We start from the raw sequence: 16,653 nt of genomic DNA on the forward strand, positions 1-16,653 counted from the left end.
GGCCTCCTCCCGGCGCACGGTCCTTGCGGTGGGAGCGGGGTACCGGGCGGGGCCGGGACTAGGAGGACGCTCCCGGGGTCACCAGCCCCGCCTCGTACGCCGCGATGACCGCCTGGGCCCGGTCACGGGCGCCGATCTTGGCGAAGAGGCTGGTCACGTGGTTCTTCACGGTGGACGGCGACAGGCTCAGCAGCTCGGCGATCTCGGCGTTGGAGCGTCCGCGCGCGATCAGCAGCAGCACCTCGCGCTCGCGGTCGGTGAGCCCGTCCAGCTCCGCCGCCGCGGGGGCCGCGGCCGGCCTGGCCGCGCGCACGAACGTGCCGATCAGGCGGGTCAGCAGCCGGGGCGCCACCGCCGAGTCGCCCCGGTGCACCACCCGGATGCCCTCCACCAGCTCCTCCGGCGAGATGTCCTTGGGCAGGAACCCGGACGCCCCGGCGCGCAGCATCGCCACGACGTACTCGTCCAGGTCGAACGTGCTCAGCCCGAGCACCCGTACGTCCGGCAGCTCGTCGGCGATGCGGCCCGTCGCGGCCACGCCGTCCACGCCGGGCATGTGCACGTCCATCAGCACGACCTCGGGCCGCAGCTCCCGGCTCAGCCGGACGGCCTCCTCGCCCTCGGCGGCCTCGCCGACCACCGACATGTCGGGCTGGGCGTCCAGGATCATCCGGAACCCGGTGCGCACCAGGGCCTGGTCGTCCACGAGCAGTACCGTGATCACTTGGCGTCCTCCCGCGCCGGCTCCGCCATACTCTCCGGGCGCCGGGGCGCCGGCATGCACGCGTACACCCGGAACCCGCCCTCCGGGCGCGGCCCCGTCTGGAGCTGCCCGTTGCACAGCGCCACCCGCTCGGCCATCCCGCCCAGCCCGAACCCGCCGCCCCGGGCTCCGGGCGCCGGGCCCGAGCCGTCGTCGAGCACCTCCACCTCCACCGCGCCCGGCAGGTAGCGCACCAGCACGCTCGCCCTGGCGCCGGCCGCGTGTTTGCGGGTGTTGGTCAGGGCCTCCTGCACGATCCGGTAGACCGCGTGGTCCACGGAGGCGGGCAGCGGGACCGGCTCGCCGGACACCTCCAGCCGGGTGGGCAGCCCGGCGCGCACCGCCTGCTCGACCAGCGTCGGCAGCGCGCCGGCGCCCACGCCCGCGTTGTTCTCCGGCGCGATCTTCCCCTCCTCCTCGGTGTCGTCGGCGCGCAGCACGTGCAGGAGCTGGCGCATCTCGGCCATCGCCTCGCGGGCGGTGCGCTCGGCGGTGCGCAGCGCCTCCTCGGCCCGCGCCGGGTCGGTGGCCATCGTGGTACGCCCCGCGCCCACGAGCACGTTGATCACGCTGATGTGGTGCGCCACCACGTCGTGCAGCTCGCGCGCGATCCGCTGCCGCTCGGCGCGTACGGCCGCCTCGGCCATGCCCTGCTCGCGCCGCTCGCGCAGCTCCGCCCGCAGCCGCAGCAACTGCCCCACCCCCACCAGCACCAGCGGCCCCAGCGTCGGCAAGGTGACCTCGCCGGGCGGGTTCACCGGAAGCCCGACGTACTGCAACGCGAATACGACGCACGAGACGGCTCCGGTGATCCACGCGGTCCGCGCGGGCGTGTGCCGGCCCAGGCTGTAGAGCGCGATCGTGGTCGGCAGCGTGGCCGGGTCGCTCACCCCGAGCCGGGTGTTCAGCACGTCGGCGGCGAGAGTCACGGCGAGCACCGTGATCGGCCGGGTGCGCCGGGCCACCAGTGCCGCCGCGCCCACGGCCGCCATCGCGTAGCCGATCAGCCGCTCGGGCGAATCCCCGGGGTGCATCGCGCGTACCGCGGTGATCTCCAAGGTGGCCACCAGCACCGCGAGCAGGCTGTCGAGCACGACGGGGCGGCGCAGGAAGCGCGACACGCGGCGTAAGCCCTCCAGGCGCATGGCTCGACAGTACGGCATGCGCTACAAGTCGGAAGCGGTGCTGTAACGTCGCCGGAAAGGCGTGAAACCGAGGAGAGCGCGGATGAGCCGGTCGGTACGGGTGGTATGGGATGACGAGCTCACCTCCTACGACTTCGGCCCGGGACACCCGCTCGTGCCGGTGCGCGTGGAGCTCACCATGGCCCTGGCCCGCGAGCTGGGCGTGCTGGACAAGGTCGAGGTCGTGCCGTGCCGTCCCGCCGGCGACGACGAGCTGGCCATGGTGCACAAGCGCGACTACATCGACGCCGTCAAGCGGGTCTCGGCGCACGGCCGTCCCGACATCGCGATCGGGCTGGGCACCGGTGACAACCCCGCCTTCGCCGGCGTGCACGAGGCGTCCGCGCTGATCGCCGGGGCCAGCCTGGCGGCGGCGCGCGCGGTCTGGTCGGGGGAGGCCGAGCACGCGGTCAACGTGGCGGGCGGGCTGCACCACGCCATGCCCGCGCAGGCGAGCGGGTTCTGCGTCTACAACGACCCGGCCATCGCCATCGCGTGGATGCTGGAGCAGGGCGCCGCCCGCATCGCGTACGTGGACGTGGACGTCCACCACGGCGACGGCGTGCAGGCGATGTTCTACGACGACCCGCGGGTGCTGACGATCAGCCTGCACGAGAGCCCGCGCACCCTGTTCCCCGGCACCGGCTTCCCCAGCGAGACCGGCGCCGAGGGCACCGCGGTCAACGTCGCGCTGCCGGCCGGGTGCGGCGACGCGGGATGGCTGCGGGCCTTCCACGCGATCGTGCCGCCGCTGCTGCGCGAGTTCCGCCCGGAGGTCCTGGTCACCCAGCACGGCTGCGACAGCCACGCGCTGGACCCGCTGGCGCATCTCATGCTGAGCGTGGACGGCCAGCGCACCGCGTACGCCGCCCTGCACGGGCTCGCGCACGAGACCGCGGGCGGGCGCTGGGTCGTGACCGGCGGGGGCGGCTACGAGCTGGTGCAGGTGGTGCCCAGGGCGTGGACGCACCTCATCGCCGAGGTGGCCGGGCACCCGCTCGACCCCGGCACGCCGACCCCCGCGGGGTGGCGCGAGCTGGTCGGGCGGCGTACGACGGAGGTGCCGCCGCTGTCGATGACCGACGGGCGCTCACCGGAATTTCGTGACTTTTCCACCGGTTACACCCCTGAAGACCCGATCGACAGGGCAATCGTCGCGACCAGGAACGCCGTGTTCCCCTCACACGGCCTCGACCCCCTCATGTGAGCCCCCGTGGATTTCGTAACCGTAGCCGGTGATACCGGCGTGCCCACCAGAGCCGAACTCCGTGACCACCTCGTGCGCACCCGCATCGCCGGGGACGTCGCGACCAGCCGCGAGAACAACCTCGACCACTACCGGTCGCTGGCCAACCGCGACCCGTACCACCTGTTCGGGCTGACCCTCTCCGACGGCTGGTCCTACCGCGACGTGCTCGCGCTGATGGCCAAGTCGGCCGGCGTCGTGGCCGACCCCGAGCACCGCTCGGGCCAGGACACCATCGACCCCGACCGGACCATCGACGCGATCGAGGCCATGGGGGAGCGCATCGGGCAGGTCCTCGCCGGCGGCCGCGCGCGGCTGATGTTCGCCACCGGCCACCCGACCGGGCTGCTGGCCATCCACCTCCCGCTCGCCCGGCTCGCGGTCCAGCACGGCGCGACGCTGCTGACCCCGGCCGAGGGCTGGAGCTACGTCGGCCACGGGTTCGGCCGCAGGCGCCGCATCCGCTACTTCGGCGGCGTCGCGATGCTCGACGACCGCGGCGGGTTCGTGCACACCCATGACGCCGACCCGATGCGGGCCATGATCGCCGAGCTGGACGGGGTGCGTCCGGACCTCGTCGTCGCCGACCACGGCTGGGCCGGCGCGGCGGGTGAGGCGGGGCTGCCGACGGTCGGGTTCGCCGACAGCAACGACCCCGCGCTGTTCGTCGGCGAGGCCGAGGGCAAGATCGCGGTGACCGTCCCGCTCGATGACAACGTGTTGCCCCGCTATTACGATCCGTTGACCGCGTACCTAGTCTCAAGGGTCACGCGGGCCCTGTGAGTCGCGGTTCGCCCCATTACGGTCCTCCCTATACCAGTTTTTCGCGCCTGCATTCCGGCCGCCTCGACGGTGGTTTGCCAACTTTTTGGGGTTCGTGGGCGACTCTTATGTGTAGACAAGTTGGTCCGTTCCAACAGCACGGCGAGGGCACGACCCGGCTGCTGGCCAGCGATTTCGTGGATTTCGCTGACAGGTGGCTCCGAAGACTGATGAACTAGGGGGTTTGCGCACTCGGAGTCCCGCCTTACGCTGACGGCAGTACACGTGCGTGAGCAATGGCACCAGTGGGGATAACCCGGATACACGTGCGGAAGAGGCGTCCGATGGGTGCAGGCGAAAGACCTCTCAGCGAGGTGAAGTTCCTGACGGTGGCGGAGGTAGCCACCGTCATGCGGGTGTCCAAGATGACGGTGTACCGGCTCGTGCACTCGGGCGAGCTGCCGGCCATCCGGGTCGGCCGCTCCTTCAGAGTGCCCGAGCAGGCGGTGCACGACTATCTCAGGGATGCCTACATCGAGGCGGGATGAAGCGGACAGGGCGAGGGTCCGCCGCTTCGCTGGAGTAGCGGCGCGACATGGTCATGCCCGGGAAAGCCCCCGGTCATGGTCATGATCGCGTCGCGAGTGTAGGCTCCGGGGTCCCCCCAGGGGGCGATCCACCGCGGATCGCCGGTAGGCTGTTGGGCCGGTGTGCTTCTGCACGCCGATCCGGCTTCCTATCAAGACCTGGGGGTCCCGTGGGCTCTGTGATCAAGAAGCGCCGCAAGCGCATGGCGAAGAAGAAGCACCGCAAGCTTCTGAAGAAGACCCGCATCCAGCGGCGAAACAAGAAGTAGACGCGGATCTGCGAGGCGCCGATGACCCACACCGTGCTCGTCACCGGGGTCGCCCGCCACATCGGCGCACGAGTGGCGAGCGTCCTCGCAGCAGACCCGGAGATCGACCGGGTCATCGGAGTGGACACGGTGCCGCCGCCATCGCCGGCCAAGCATGGCGGCGTGCCGCTCGGCCGCACGGAGTTCGTGCGCGTCGATCTGCGCAGCCCCGACATCGCCGAGGTGATCGCGGCTGCCGACATCGACACCGTCGTCCACGTCAGCCTGGTCAGCGCCCCCTCCCGGAGCGCCGGCAGCCGGGCGCGGATGAAAGAGCACAACGTCATCGGCACCATGCAGCTTCTCGCCGCGTGTCAGCGCTCGGCGCTGGTCAGGCGGGTCGTGGTGCGCTCCACCACGGCCGTCTACGGCTCCTCGCCGCGCGACCCGGCCGTCTTCACCGAGGACGCCGAGCCGCCGGAGGCGCCGAGCCACGGCTACGCCAAGGACGCCACCGAGGTCGAGGGCTACGTACGCGGCTTCGCGCGCCGCCGCCCCGACGTGACGGTGTCCACGCTGCGCTTCGCGAACTTCATGGGCCCCGGCGTCGACTCCCCGTTGACGCGCTACTTCGCCCAGCCGATGGTGCCGACCGTGCTCGGCTTCGACCCGCGGCTGCAGTTCGTCCACGAGGACGACGGCGTGGAGGTCCTGCGCCGGATGGCCCTGGAGGACCACCCCGGCACCTACAACGTCGCGGGCGACGGCGTGCTGCTGCTGTCGCAGTGCGTACGCCGCGCCGGGCTGCTGACCATGCCGATCCCGTCGCCCGCGTTCCGCATGCTCGGCGACCTCGCCCGCGGAGCCGGGCTGGTCGACTTCTCCCCCGAGCAACTGCGTCTGATGCGCTTCGGCCGCGCCGTCGACACCGCCGCCCTCGCCGCCGAGCTGGGCTGGCGGCCCAAGTTCACCACGGCGGCGGCCTTCGACGACTTCCTGCGCTCCCGTGACCTGCCCAACGGGCTCCCGGCCGTCGTGTTCGACTGGGCCTCGGGAGCGCTGGCCAGGAGATGATGAGATGGCGAACGCCCAGCCGGCCAAGGTGATCCCGATCACCTCCGCCCGCGAGGACCGCGCACGGAACGACGACGGGGTCCCCGACCGCCTCGCCGAGGCCCTGGCCTACCTCCGCCGCCGCATAACCGGCGAGTACGACGTGGACGAGTTCGGCTACGACCCCGAACTGACCGACAAGGTCCTGCTGGAGCTGCTGCGCCCGCTCTACCGCCACTGGTTCCGCGTGGAGACCACGGGCCTGGAACACGTCCCCGCCGACACCGGCGCCCTGGTGGTGGCCAACCACTCCGGCACGGTCCCCGTGGACGCGCTGATGCTCCAGGTCGCCCTGCACGACGAGGCGGGCCGCGCCGTACGCCTCCTCGGCGCCGACCTGGTCTATCAGCTCCCGTTCCTCAGCCACCTGAGCCGCAAGACCGGCCACACCCTCGCCTGCCGCGAAGACGCCGACCGCCTGCTGCGCAAGGGCGAACTCGTCGGCGTGTTCCCCGAGGGCTTCAAGGGCGTGGGCAAGCCCTTCTCCGAACGCTACAAACTCCAGCGCTTCGGCCGCGGCGGCTTCGTCGCGTCGGCGATCCGCGCCGGCGCCCCGATCCTCCCGTGCGCCATCGTCGGCGCCGAGGAGATCTACCCCAAGCTGGGCGACGTGAAGGTCCTGGCCCGCATGCTCGGCCTGCCGTACTTCCCGATCACCCCGCTGTTCCCCTGGCTGGGCCCGCTCGGCCTGATCCCCCTGCCGTCCAAGTGGATCATCGGCTTCGGCGAGCCCATCCGCACCGACGAATACGACCCCGCCGAGGCCGAGGACCCCATGGTCGTCCTCAACCTCACCGACCACGTCAGAGAGACCATCCAGCAACAACTGACCGAGCTGCGCCTCCGCCGCGGCCACGCGTTCCCGCCGCTCTTCTAGGCCCGCTCAGCCGGTGAGGCCCTCATGCCGTCCTGCTTCCGCATGCGGCTCACGCTCCGGCCCGGCACACTCCCCTGGGATCGTGGCTCTGTAGGCGGGCCCCTGGCGGACGCGTCCTCGTGCCCGGAGCCCTGGGCGTCCGGCTCAGGAGGGGGAGGTGGAGCGGTAGATGCGGCGGAGGGCTATCGCGGCGGCTACGCCGCCGGCCACCGCGCCGGCGCCGGCTGCTATGGGGAGGCCGATCATGGTGGCCTTGCGGCCGCGGCGGAAGTCGTCGATCTCCCAGCCGTGGGTCCTGGCGTGGTCGCGGAGTTCGGAGTCGGGGTTGATGGCGTGGGCGTGGCCGACCAGGGAGAGCAGGGGGAGGTCGTTGGCCGAGTCGCTGTAGGCGTAGCAGCGGGACAGGTCCAGGCCCTCGCGGCGGGCCAGGGCGCGTACGGCCTCGGCCTTGGCGGGGCCGTGGAGGAGGTCGCCGACGAGGCGGCCGGTGTAGACGCCGTTCTCGGTCTCGGCGACGGTGCCCAGGGCGCCGGTGAGGCTCAGGCGGCGGGCGATGACGTCGGCGAGTTCGATGGGGGTGGCGGTGACCAGCCAGACGCGGCGGCCGGCGTCGAGGTGGGACTGGGCCAGGGCGCGGGTGGGGGCCCAGATGCGGTCGGCCATCACCTCGTCGTAGATCTCCTCGCCCAGAGTCACGACGTCGGCGACCTTGAGGCCGGCGACGAAGGCCAGGGCGGTCTCCTTGGCCTCGGTGATGTGGTCGGGGTTCTCGTTGCCGCGCACGCGGAAGACCGCCTGGCCGATCGCGAAGCGGAGGAGGTCCTTGGTGGTGAACAGGCCGCGCGCGGCCAGGCCGCGGGCGAAGTGGTAGATCGACGCGCCGCGCATCATCGTGTTGTCGACGTCGAAGAAGGCCGCCGCCGTGGGGTCGGGCTCGGCGGGCTTGTCGACCGCGGTGGCCGCGGCCGCCGCTCCCGCCAGCTCGGCCCGTTCCCGCCGTCGTAATAGCCGCCTCATAGTCTCTCAGCTTAACCGTCACAGATGGCCGCGATCGGTACGCCGTGTAAGAGGAGCGTGACGTGTCTCCCACAGCAAGCGCTCAGTCGGGAGCGGCGAGGCCCTCGATGTAGTTGAGGTAGCCGCTGGCCTGGCGCTGGGCCTCCTCGTCCATCTTGGACAGCATCGGGGCGACGGTGTCGTGCTGCTCCTCGGCGAAGCGGCGCATCTTGCTCTTGGTGCCCTGGTCGCCGGGACGCTCGGCCCGTTCGAGGGTGCTGATGGCCGAGCGGGTCGTCTTCTCCATGTCGTCCAGCGTCTCGTCCACCAGGTTCAGCCGGTCGGGCGAGCCGAGCAGCGCCGCGACCTCGGCCGCGCGCTCGCGCGCCGCGTGCAGCTCGCGTTCGGCGCGGTCCACCTCGTCGGTGCTGAACCGCAGCAACGTGCTCTCGGCGCCGCGCTTGAGCGGGTAGAGGACGTCGCCGGGCACCGACCGGTACGCGACCAGGCCGGTGACGGTCAGCAGCAGCGCCACCCCGAACGTGGCGAGCTGGGGGATCATCGCGGGGTGCCGGCGGCGGGCGGGCGCGGCGGGCTGAGCTGTGGGGGTGGGCTCGGGGGTCCGGTCGTCTCGGTCGCGGTCTCGTGCGTACGCGGCCAGCAGCTCGTCCCTGAGCCGGGCGCGGAAGGCGGGGCGGGGGCCGGTCTCGTCGCCGGACAGGACGCCGGAACCCAGGCGCTCCAGGTGCTCGGTCAGGTGCTCGGTCAGGCGTGCCTGCGTGCGTCCCTGGGCGTGCCGTCGCCGCGTCCGCCGCCGCAGTGGTCGCCACATACGCATGAACGCTCCCTGCCGCCCCCGAGCGAGGGTGATCCTCGGTGTCCCACATGCCTAACGAGAAGCCGCCCCGACAGGTTACGTGCCCCGGCGGAGCACGCCCCAACGGCGCGGGCGGTCAGGCCAGGTGGGCTCTCAGGGCGCGGCCCAGGGCGCGGACGGCGCGGAACTGCAGGGCCTTGATGGCGCCGCTGTTCTTGCCCATCACGAGCGCGGTCTCGGCCAGGGTCATGCCGTGCAGGAAGCGCAGCACCACGCACTCCTGCTGCTCGGCGTTGAGCTCGCGTACGGCGCGCAGCACCTCGTCGTTGACCATGGCGGCGACCACGGCGTTCTCGGGGATGTTCGGCCCGTCGAGCGGGACGTCCAGCACCTCGGCGGTGGACACCTCCAGCCGGTAGCGGCCGGACTTGAAGTGGTCGGCGACGAGGTTGCGCGCGATCGTGACCAGCCAGGCGCCGAAGTCGCGGCCCTGCCAGGTGAAGTCGGCGATCCTGCGCAGGGCCCGCAGGAAGGTCTCGCTGGTGAGGTCCTCGGCGAGCGGGTGCGAGCCCACCCGGAAGTACACGTACCGGTAGACCAGGTCGAGGTAGCGGTCGTAGAGCGTTCCGAAGGCCTCGGCGTCGCCGGTCTTGGCGCGCAGGACCAGTGTCCGCAACTCGCCGTCCTCGGTCTCGGGGGCGTCGCGGGGCACCGCGGGGTCGCCGGTTCGCGCGGACTCTCCGGTGGTGGCGGGCGGGAGAACTCCAACGTACGGCCACGTATTCGGCATCCGGTGTCCCTGGGGAGGAGGGGAGCGGCGTGCGCCCACTCTAGGAACGATAGGGAAATATCACAATCCGGTGTGCCGTTTCTGGCGGGCGCCGTCGTGACGACCTGTAACCGCCGATACGGTATGGACCGGTTCATCGGCTGCGAATTGACTGGCGGAGTCCGAACATCCGCTACCGGTTGGGGTGAATGTCCGGCAGCATGGGAGGCACCATGGAAGTCCTCGTCGCTGTCCTCGCGTTCGCCGGTGCTCTGCTGTCCGCCATCGCCACCGGTGCGCTCGTCGGCCGGTTCCGCTCCGAGCCGACCGGCTGGCTGGGCGCGTGGGCCGCCGCGACGGCCGCCCTCTGCGTGTCACTCGGCGTAGTGGCGATCGGCCATCTGGTGGGGTTTGGGGCGACCACATTCCGGCTTTACCAGATGTCTGGATCACTGGTCGCGCCGCTGTGGACCGCCATCGGCCTGGTCCAGCTCCTCGCGCGCAAGACGCCGGTGAAGTTCCTCGCCTGGCTGTGGGGCGGCGCGTTCACCTTCGTCGCCCTGGTCATCCTGACGCTCGACCCGGTGAGCAAGGAGAGCGACCTCGGCAAGGTCCTGCCGACCGCGAGCGACCATTGGGGCACCCCGCCCACGTACCTGTTGGTGTGCGGCCACGTCGCGGTCGTGCTGATCATGCTCGGGTCGCTCGCCGTCGCGGCCAAGCGCTGGCGCAACGGCGACGAGTACGACACCGACAACCTGCACGCCTCGCTGGTGCTCGCCCCGGCCGCGCTCGCGCTGGTGGCCGCGATGCGGTTCGCCGACTCCGGGATCTTCACCACCGCGCTGCTCGTGGTGCTCGCCGCGGCCGTCTGGTACTCCGTGCTGCGCCCGCTCGCGCCGTACGAGGACGACGACGAGGATGACGAGATCGAGGGCGAGAGCGGCGGCTGGAACCGCGGCCCCCGGCAGGACCGGCTGGTCGCCGGCGCCAAGACGCCCGAGCCGGCCGCGCCCCCGGGCGGCAGGCGGCGCGCCCCCGAGCCCGTGCCGGTGACCACCGCCTCGGCCATGGACTCCGGCGGCCCGCCCTCCCAGCCCGGCCGGCCCGTACGCGAGGGCAGGCGGCGCTCCGGGCTCGGCGACCTGGTGGCCGAGTACCGCGCGGGCGAGCAGGAGGTCGATTACGCGGCGCGCATGCAGCCCGGCCCCGACGACCCGTTCGGCCGCCGCGGCGACCAGCAGGGCCGCCCCGACGACCCGTTCGCGCGGCCCGAGGAGCCGCACGGCCGTCCGGACGACCTCTTCGCGCGGCGTGAGGAGCCCCACGGCCGCCCCGACGACCCGTTCGCCCGGCGCGGTGACCAGCAGGGGCAGGGCCGCCCGGACGATCTCTTCGCGCGCCGCGACGGCTTCGCCGGCGACGACGACTCCTTCGGCGGGCCCGCGACCGGCTACATCATGGACGCCGACCCGCAGATGTTCGCCAACGGCGCCCGCCCGGCGGCCTCGGGGGCGGCGCTCGCGGCCGGGCAGCGCGGCCTCGGCGGCCCCGAGACCGGCGCGCACGCGCGCATCGACACCGGCGCGCACGCCCGGCCCGAGGGCAGGCGGGCCCGGCCGGAGCAGGAGTTCGGCATGCCGGGCACCGGCGTCATGTATCCGGGCGCGGAGCTGACCGGCGGGCCTGGTGGTCCAGGGGGGCCTGGCGGCGACGGCCGTCAGGGCGGCGGGCGGCCCTCGCCCAGCATCTACGGCCTGCTGACCGTCTTCACGCTCATCGACGGCGCGGGCGAGGCGTTCGACCGCCTCGCCGAGGAGACCGTCGAGGGCGTGCGCCGCAACGAGCCCGACAGCCTGGTCTACTCCTGCCACTCGGTGAAGTCGGCGCCGCTGCAGCGCATCGTGTACGAGCTGTACCGCGACGAGGTCGCCTACCGCGAGCACCAGCGCCAGCCGCACGTGGAGCGCTTCGTGACCGAGCGCGCGTCCCTGGTGCTGGCCACCAACGTGATCGAGCTGACCGTGAACGCCGCCAAGGTGATGCCGCTCCCGACGGCGTTCATCTGACGGGCCGCTCTGGTTCTAGCCGGTCAGCGCCTTGCGGAGGCGCTGCTCGTCCACCCGCCAGTAGTCGTGCTGGACGCCGTCGATCAGCGTCACCGGGATCATCTCCCAGTACTTCTCGTAGTCCTCCGGCGACTGGGTGATGTCCCGCTCCTCCCAGGGGACCCCCAGCTCGCCGGCGACGCGGGCGATCACGGCGCGGGCGTCGTCGCACAGGTGGCAGCCGGGCTTGCCCAGCAGGGTGATCCGATGCGAAGTAGGGCTCATGCCGCAACGGTAGCCGCTCACCTCCGCGCTTCCCCCTGGAGGCATCGGCGACCACTCACTTTGTGCATCTGTTCACAAAGGGATTAACCTGGAAGCCGGTGTCGTCACCTTGATATCCGTCGCATCCGTGAGCGCGGCCGTGCCGCGTCGGACGCCTGTCACCTGGAGTTCCGGCCGTGATCCGCCGCCTGCCGCAAGCCCGTGACCGTGGCATACCCGAGGCGACCGTCGCCCGGCTGCCGCTGTACCTGCGGGCCCTGACGGGCATGACCGAGCGCGGGGTGGCCACGGTGAGCTCGGAGGATCTCGCCGAGGCGGCGGGGGTCAACTCCGCCAAGCTGCGCAAGGACCTCTCGCACCTCGGGTCGTACGGCACCCGGGGCGTGGGCTACGACGTCGAATACCTCATCTACCAGATCTCCCGGGAGCTGGGCCTCACCCAGGACTGGGCGGTCGCCATCGTCGGAGTGGGTAACCTGGGCCGGGCGCTGGCCAACTACGGCGGCTTCGTCTCCCGCGGGTTCCGCGTGGCGGCGCTGCTCGACTCCGACCCCGACGTTGTGGGCGACCGCATCGCCGGATTGAATGTGGAGCACATCGACGAGCTTGAGACCGTGATCGCGCGGCGGGGAGTGTCGATCGTGGTGATCGCCACCCCGGCGGCCGCGGCGCAGCAGGTCTGCGACAGGGTGACGGCGGCGGGGGTCACCAGCATCCTGAACTTCGCCCCTGTCGTGCTTTCGGTTCCCGACGGTGTCGATGTCCGTAAAGTCGATTTGTCCATAGAACTGCAGATCCTTGCGTTCCACGAGCAGCGCAAAGCGGATCGCGAAAGTGGGGGGCCGGTAATGGCCGAGGAGTGGCAGCGAGGGGAAAGCGCATGAGCGTTCTCGCTGTGGGAGTCAGCCACCGCACCGCTCCGGTGGCCCTGTTGGAGCGCGTGTCCGTCTCCGGCGACGCGCTGGTGAAGCTGCTCCACGACGTCCACCGCGACGCGTGCGTGGCCGAGGCCCTGGTCGTCTCCACGTGCAACCGCGTCGAGGTCTACGCCGACGTCGATCGCTTCCACGGCGCCGTGACCGCCGTGACCGACATGCTCAGCCGGCACTCCGGCATCCCCGTCGAGGCGCTCGCCCCGCACCTGTACGTCCACTACGAGGAGCGCGCGGTCCACCACCTGTTCTCGGTGGCCAGCGGGCTCGACTCGATGGTGGTGGGCGAGGGGCAGATCCTCGGCCAGGTGCGCCAGGCGCTCCGCCTCGCCCAGGACCAGGACACCCTCGGCCCCACCCTGAACGAGCTGGCCCAGCACGCGCTGCGGGTCGGCAAGCGGGTCCACTCCGACACCGGCATCGACCGCGCCGGCGCCTCGCTCGTGGGCGTCGGCCTCACCCTCGCCGAGCGGGTGCTCGGCCCCATCGCCGGCCGCCGCGCCCTGGTCGTCGGGGCGGGCTCGATGAGCGCCCTGTCCGCCGCCACGCTGGCGCGGGCGGGCGTGAGCGACATCGTCATCGCCAACCGCACCTACGAGCGCGGCGTGCGCCTCGCCGAGACCGTCGGCGGCCGGGCCGTCGCGCTCGACGACCTGACCGCCGAGCTGGCCGCGGCCGACATCGTGATCTCCTGCACCGGCGCGGGCAACCTCGTGGTGACCGCCGACATGGTGGCGCCGCGCTCCGACCGGCCGGTGTTCCTGCTCGACCTGGCGCTCCCGCACGACGTCGATCCCGCGGTGCGCGCGGTGCCCGGCGTCACGCTGGTCGATCTGGAGTCCATGCAGGACTCCGGCCTCGGCCAGGACGGCGAGGACGGCGACGGCGGACGGGCCGCGGCCATCGCCGCCGCGCGCCGCATCGTGGTCGAGGAGGTCGGCGGCTACCTTGAGGCCGTCAGGGCCGCCAGGGTCACCCCCACCGTGATCGCGCTGCGTACCAAGGCGTCGGAGGTGATGGAGGCCGAGCTGGGCCGGCTGATGTCGCGCGTGCCCGAGATGGACGGGCGCACCCGCGAGGAGGTCACCCAGACCATCCGCAGGGTGGTGGACAAGCTGCTGCACGAGCCCACCGTGCGTGTCAAGCAGCTCGCGGCGTCCTCTTCGGGGGATCATTACGCCGAGGCGCTGCGCGAGCTGTTCAATCTCGACCCGCAGGTGCCCGAGGCGATCCGGCGTACCAGCGAGATTCCCGGCGACGCCGGCATTCCAGGCGACACCGACGGGGGGAACCCGCGATGAGCACCACCCCGCTCCGCCTGGGCACCAGGCGCAGCCTCATGGCCACCACCCAGTCACAGATGGTGGCCGACCGGCTGACCGAGCTGACCGGCCGCCCGGTCGAGCTGGTCGGCGTGACCACGTTCGGCGACGTCACCAAGGCGAACCTCACCCAGCTCGGCGGCACCGGCGTGTTCGTCAGCGCGCTGCGCGACAAGCTGATCGAGGGCGAGGTCGACTTCGCCGTCCACTCGCTGAAGGACCTGCCCACCAGGCCCGATCCCCGCATCGCGCTGGCCGCGACCCCCGTGCGCGACGACCCGCGCGACGCGCTGGTCGGCCCGGTCAAGCTGGCCGACCTCGCCCCCGGGGCCAAGGTCGGCACCGGCTCGCCGCGCCGGGTGGCGCAGCTCCGGCTGCTCCGCCCCGACCTCGACTACGTCGCCATCCGCGGCAACGCCGACACCCGGATCGGCAAGGTGCACTCCGGCGAGCTGGACGCGGTGGTGCTCGCCGCCGCCGGGCTGGCCAGGATCGCCAGAGAGGGCGAGATCGCGCAGGTCTTCGAGGTCGAGGAGATGCTGCCCGCCCCCGGCCAGGGTTCCCTCGCGGTGGAGTGCCACGCCGCGCGGGACGATCTGATCGAGTTGCTGTCCGTGCTGGACGACCCGGCCACCCGGGCCGCGGTGACCGCGGAGCGGGCGGTCCTCGCCGCGCTCGAAGCCGGTTGCGCGGCTCCGGTGGGGGCATACTCGGTCACCGACGGGCACATTCTGAACCTGACCGCCACCGTCGTCTCGGTTGACGGCACCGGGGCGGTGCGCAAGTCCGCCGCCGGATCTCCGCTGGAGGCCATGGCGCTCGGTCGCGACCTAGCGGCCGCCATGATCGCCGACGGGGCCGGCACGTTGATGGGGGAGCAGACCCATTGAGCCCCAACAGTCCGACCTTCGAGCAGCCCGCCGGGTTCGTCGCCTTCGTCGGCGCCGGTCCCGGTGACGAGCACCTTCTGACGCTGCGGGGGGCCGACCTCCTCGCCAAGGCCGACACCGTGGTCCTCGACGCGCAGGCGTACGGGCGGCTGCTGGCCCATGCCCGCGAAGGCGTGGAGGTGATCGACACCGCCGCGGACGAGGCCGCGTCGATCACCGCCGCCCAGGCCGCGGCCAAGGGCCGGCGCGTGGTGCGCCTGTGCCCCGGCGACCCGATGTTCTTCTCCTCGGTGGAGGAGGAGGTCGCCGCCTGCGTCAAGGCGGAGGTGGACTTCGAGATCGTGCCGGGCGTGACCCCGGCGACGGCGGTGCTGACCTACGCCGGCATCCCGCCGGCGGCGGGCGTGCCCGAGTTCCGGGTCGTGGACGCCCGGCAGGTGGACGACTGGTCCGCGCACGCCTCCACCCAGGGCACCCTGGTCATCTACAACGGGGTGGCCGAGGCCCCGGCGATCGGCAAGGCGCTGGTCGCGGCCGGCCGTCCCGACTCCACCCCGGTGGCGGTGACCAGCGCGGGCACCACCACCGACCAGCACACCGTGGTGTCCACGCTGGGCCGGCTCACCGCCGACCTGAAGCACGCGGGCATGACCGAGCCCGCGCTGATCGTGGTGGGCGACGCGGTGGGCATGCGCGAGCGGCTGTCGTGGTTCGAGACCAAGCCGCTGTTCGGCTGGCGGGTGCTCGTGCCGCGCACCAAGGAGCAGGCCGCGGGCCTGTCGGAGCAGCTCCGCTCGTACGGGGCCGTGCCCGAGGAGGTGCCGACGATCTCCGTGGAGCCGCCGCGCACCCCGCAGCAGATGGACCGCGCGATCAAGGGCCTGGTCACCGGCCGCTACGAGTGGGTGGCCTTCACCAGCGCCAACGCCGTCAAGGCGGTGCGGGAGAAGTTCGAGGAGTACGGCCTGGACGCCCGCGCGTTCGCCGGGCTGAAGGTCTCGGCGGTCGGCGAGGCCACCGCCAAGGCGCTGATCGACTTCGGCGTCCGGCCCGACCTGGTGCCCTCGGGCGAGCAGTCCTCCGAGGGCCTGCTCGCGGAGTGGCCGCCGTACGACTCGATGCTCGACCCGATCAACCGGGTGCTGCTGCCGCGCGCCGACATCGCCACCGAGGCGCTGGTCGCCGGGCTCACCGAGCTGGGCTGGGAGTGCGACGACGTGACGGCCTACCGCACCGTGCGCGCCTCGCCCCCGCCCGCGCCGATCCGCGAGGCCATCAAGGGCGGCGGGTTCGACGCGGTGCTGTTCACCTCCTCCTCCACGGTGCGCAACCTGGTCGGCATCGCCGGCAAGCCGCACAACGTCACGGTGATCGCGGTCATCGGCCCGCAGACCGCCAAGACCGCCGAGGAGTTCGGGCTGCGCGTGGACGTCATGGCCGACAAACCGTCCGCTTCGGCCCTCGCGGCGGCGCTGGCGGAGTACGGTGCCAAGCAGCGGCAGGCCGCGCTGGCTGCGGGCGAGACGCCCCGCAGGCCCTCCCAGACGCGCCGAGGAGCCCGCCGCAGGGCGAAGTGAACCGGCGTCCACGGGGCGCCGTACCAGGCCATATGAGCCACACGAGGAGATCCCCGATGAGTGCTGGAGCGAACCCGACGCAGCGAGCGGAGTGGGCCGTGAGGTACGAGCGGGCCGCGGAGCGAGTGAGGAGGGTGAGCGACCGATGAGTGCTGGAGCGAACCCGACGCAGCGAGCGGAGTGGGCCGTGAGGTACGAGCGGGCCGCGGAGCGAGTGAGGAGGGTGAGCGACCGATG

The 16,653-nt window shown here is 72.3% G+C and carries 17 protein-coding genes; 11 read left to right on the forward strand and 6 right to left on the reverse strand.

Annotated features, from left to right (window positions below; genetic code table 11):
• Positions 1-58 precede the first annotated feature (58 nt).
• Positions 59-724, reverse strand: a complete 666-nt coding sequence (locus HNP84_RS36615; protein ID WP_185054601.1) for a response regulator — start codon at positions 722-724, stop codon at positions 59-61.
• On the reverse strand, positions 721-1,908 hold the full coding sequence (locus tag HNP84_RS36620) for a sensor histidine kinase (RefSeq protein WP_185054602.1): 1,188 nt from the start codon (positions 1,906-1,908) through the stop codon (positions 721-723). Before HNP84_RS36620 ends, HNP84_RS36615 begins: the two co-directional genes overlap by 4 nt.
• 82 nt (positions 1,909-1,990) lie before the next feature.
• Between HNP84_RS36620 and HNP84_RS36625 the strand changes: the two genes are divergently transcribed.
• The 6 genes from HNP84_RS36625 to HNP84_RS36650 all read left to right on the forward strand — a co-directional run bounded on the left by HNP84_RS36625 (position 1,991) and on the right by HNP84_RS36650 (position 6,780).
• Positions 1,991-3,154: an acetoin utilization protein AcuC gene (locus HNP84_RS36625; protein WP_185054603.1), complete on the forward strand. Its 1,164-nt coding sequence runs from the start codon at positions 1,991-1,993 to the stop codon at positions 3,152-3,154.
• A gap of 39 nt (positions 3,155-3,193) precedes the next feature.
• Positions 3,194-3,976, forward strand: coding sequence for a phosphatase (locus HNP84_RS36630; RefSeq protein ID WP_185054604.1), 783 nt, complete (start codon positions 3,194-3,196; stop codon positions 3,974-3,976).
• A 323-nt stretch (positions 3,977-4,299) separates the two neighbouring features.
• Positions 4,300-4,503, forward strand: a complete 204-nt coding sequence (locus HNP84_RS36635; RefSeq protein ID WP_012887307.1) for a helix-turn-helix domain-containing protein — start codon at positions 4,300-4,302, stop codon at positions 4,501-4,503.
• Positions 4,504-4,712: 209 nt separating this feature from the next.
• Entirely contained in the window at positions 4,713-4,811 is a 99-nt protein-coding gene (locus HNP84_RS54035; RefSeq protein WP_018654693.1) for a 30S ribosomal protein bS22, read from the forward strand.
• 21 nt (positions 4,812-4,832) lie between these two features.
• Complete coding sequence (locus tag HNP84_RS36645) at positions 4,833-5,864, forward strand: NAD-dependent epimerase/dehydratase family protein (protein WP_185054605.1); 1,032 nt, start codon at positions 4,833-4,835, stop codon at positions 5,862-5,864.
• Between the two features lie 4 nt (positions 5,865-5,868).
• On the forward strand, positions 5,869-6,780 hold the full coding sequence (locus tag HNP84_RS36650; protein ID WP_185054606.1) for a lysophospholipid acyltransferase family protein: 912 nt from the start codon (positions 5,869-5,871) through the stop codon (positions 6,778-6,780).
• 144 nt (positions 6,781-6,924) lie between these two features.
• Here HNP84_RS36650 and HNP84_RS36655 read toward each other — a convergent pair whose 3' ends face one another.
• From HNP84_RS36655 to HNP84_RS36665, 3 genes are all read right to left on the reverse strand, one after another.
• Complete coding sequence (locus tag HNP84_RS36655) at positions 6,925-7,797, reverse strand: HAD family hydrolase (protein WP_185054607.1); 873 nt, start codon at positions 7,795-7,797, stop codon at positions 6,925-6,927.
• A gap of 82 nt (positions 7,798-7,879) precedes the next feature.
• Complete coding sequence (locus HNP84_RS36660) at positions 7,880-8,614, reverse strand: DUF5667 domain-containing protein (RefSeq protein WP_185054608.1); 735 nt, start codon at positions 8,612-8,614, stop codon at positions 7,880-7,882.
• Between the two features lie 115 nt (positions 8,615-8,729).
• On the reverse strand, positions 8,730-9,383 hold the full coding sequence (locus HNP84_RS36665) for a sigma-70 family RNA polymerase sigma factor (RefSeq protein ID WP_185054609.1): 654 nt from the start codon (positions 9,381-9,383) through the stop codon (positions 8,730-8,732).
• A gap of 212 nt (positions 9,384-9,595) precedes the next feature.
• Here HNP84_RS36665 and HNP84_RS36670 point away from each other — a divergent pair, with 212 nt between their 5' ends.
• Positions 9,596-11,431, forward strand: coding sequence for an antibiotic biosynthesis monooxygenase (locus tag HNP84_RS36670; RefSeq protein ID WP_185054610.1), 1,836 nt, complete (start codon positions 9,596-9,598; stop codon positions 11,429-11,431).
• Between the two features lie 15 nt (positions 11,432-11,446).
• Here the strand turns inward: HNP84_RS36670 and HNP84_RS36675 are convergent, their stop codons facing one another.
• Positions 11,447-11,695, reverse strand: coding sequence for a glutaredoxin family protein (locus HNP84_RS36675; RefSeq protein WP_185054611.1), 249 nt, complete (start codon positions 11,693-11,695; stop codon positions 11,447-11,449).
• Positions 11,696-11,871: 176 nt separating this feature from the next.
• Between HNP84_RS36675 and HNP84_RS36680 the strand changes: the two genes are divergently transcribed.
• Genes HNP84_RS36680 through HNP84_RS36695 form a run of 4 tightly spaced genes read left to right on the forward strand, consistent with a single transcriptional unit; the run spans position 11,872 to position 16,416 of the window.
• Positions 11,872-12,579 (forward strand): redox-sensing transcriptional repressor Rex, encoded by a 708-nt coding sequence (locus tag HNP84_RS36680; RefSeq protein WP_185054612.1) that lies wholly within the window; start codon positions 11,872-11,874, stop codon positions 12,577-12,579.
• Positions 12,576-13,928 (forward strand): glutamyl-tRNA reductase, encoded by a 1,353-nt coding sequence (locus tag HNP84_RS36685; RefSeq protein ID WP_185054613.1) that lies wholly within the window; start codon positions 12,576-12,578, stop codon positions 13,926-13,928. The genes HNP84_RS36680 and HNP84_RS36685 overlap by 4 nt, the downstream gene beginning before the upstream one ends.
• Entirely contained in the window at positions 13,925-14,839 is a 915-nt protein-coding gene (hemC, locus tag HNP84_RS36690; RefSeq protein WP_185054614.1) for a hydroxymethylbilane synthase, read from the forward strand. The genes HNP84_RS36685 and hemC overlap by 4 nt, the downstream gene beginning before the upstream one ends.
• Complete coding sequence (locus tag HNP84_RS36695) at positions 14,836-16,416, forward strand: bifunctional uroporphyrinogen-III C-methyltransferase/uroporphyrinogen-III synthase (RefSeq protein WP_185054615.1); 1,581 nt, start codon at positions 14,836-14,838, stop codon at positions 16,414-16,416. The genes hemC and HNP84_RS36695 overlap by 4 nt, the downstream gene beginning before the upstream one ends.
• Positions 16,417-16,653: the final 237 nt, after the last annotated feature.

The organism is Thermocatellispora tengchongensis, from assembly GCF_014202315.1.
GTDB lineage: Bacteria > Actinomycetota > Actinomycetes > Streptosporangiales > Streptosporangiaceae > Thermocatellispora > Thermocatellispora tengchongensis.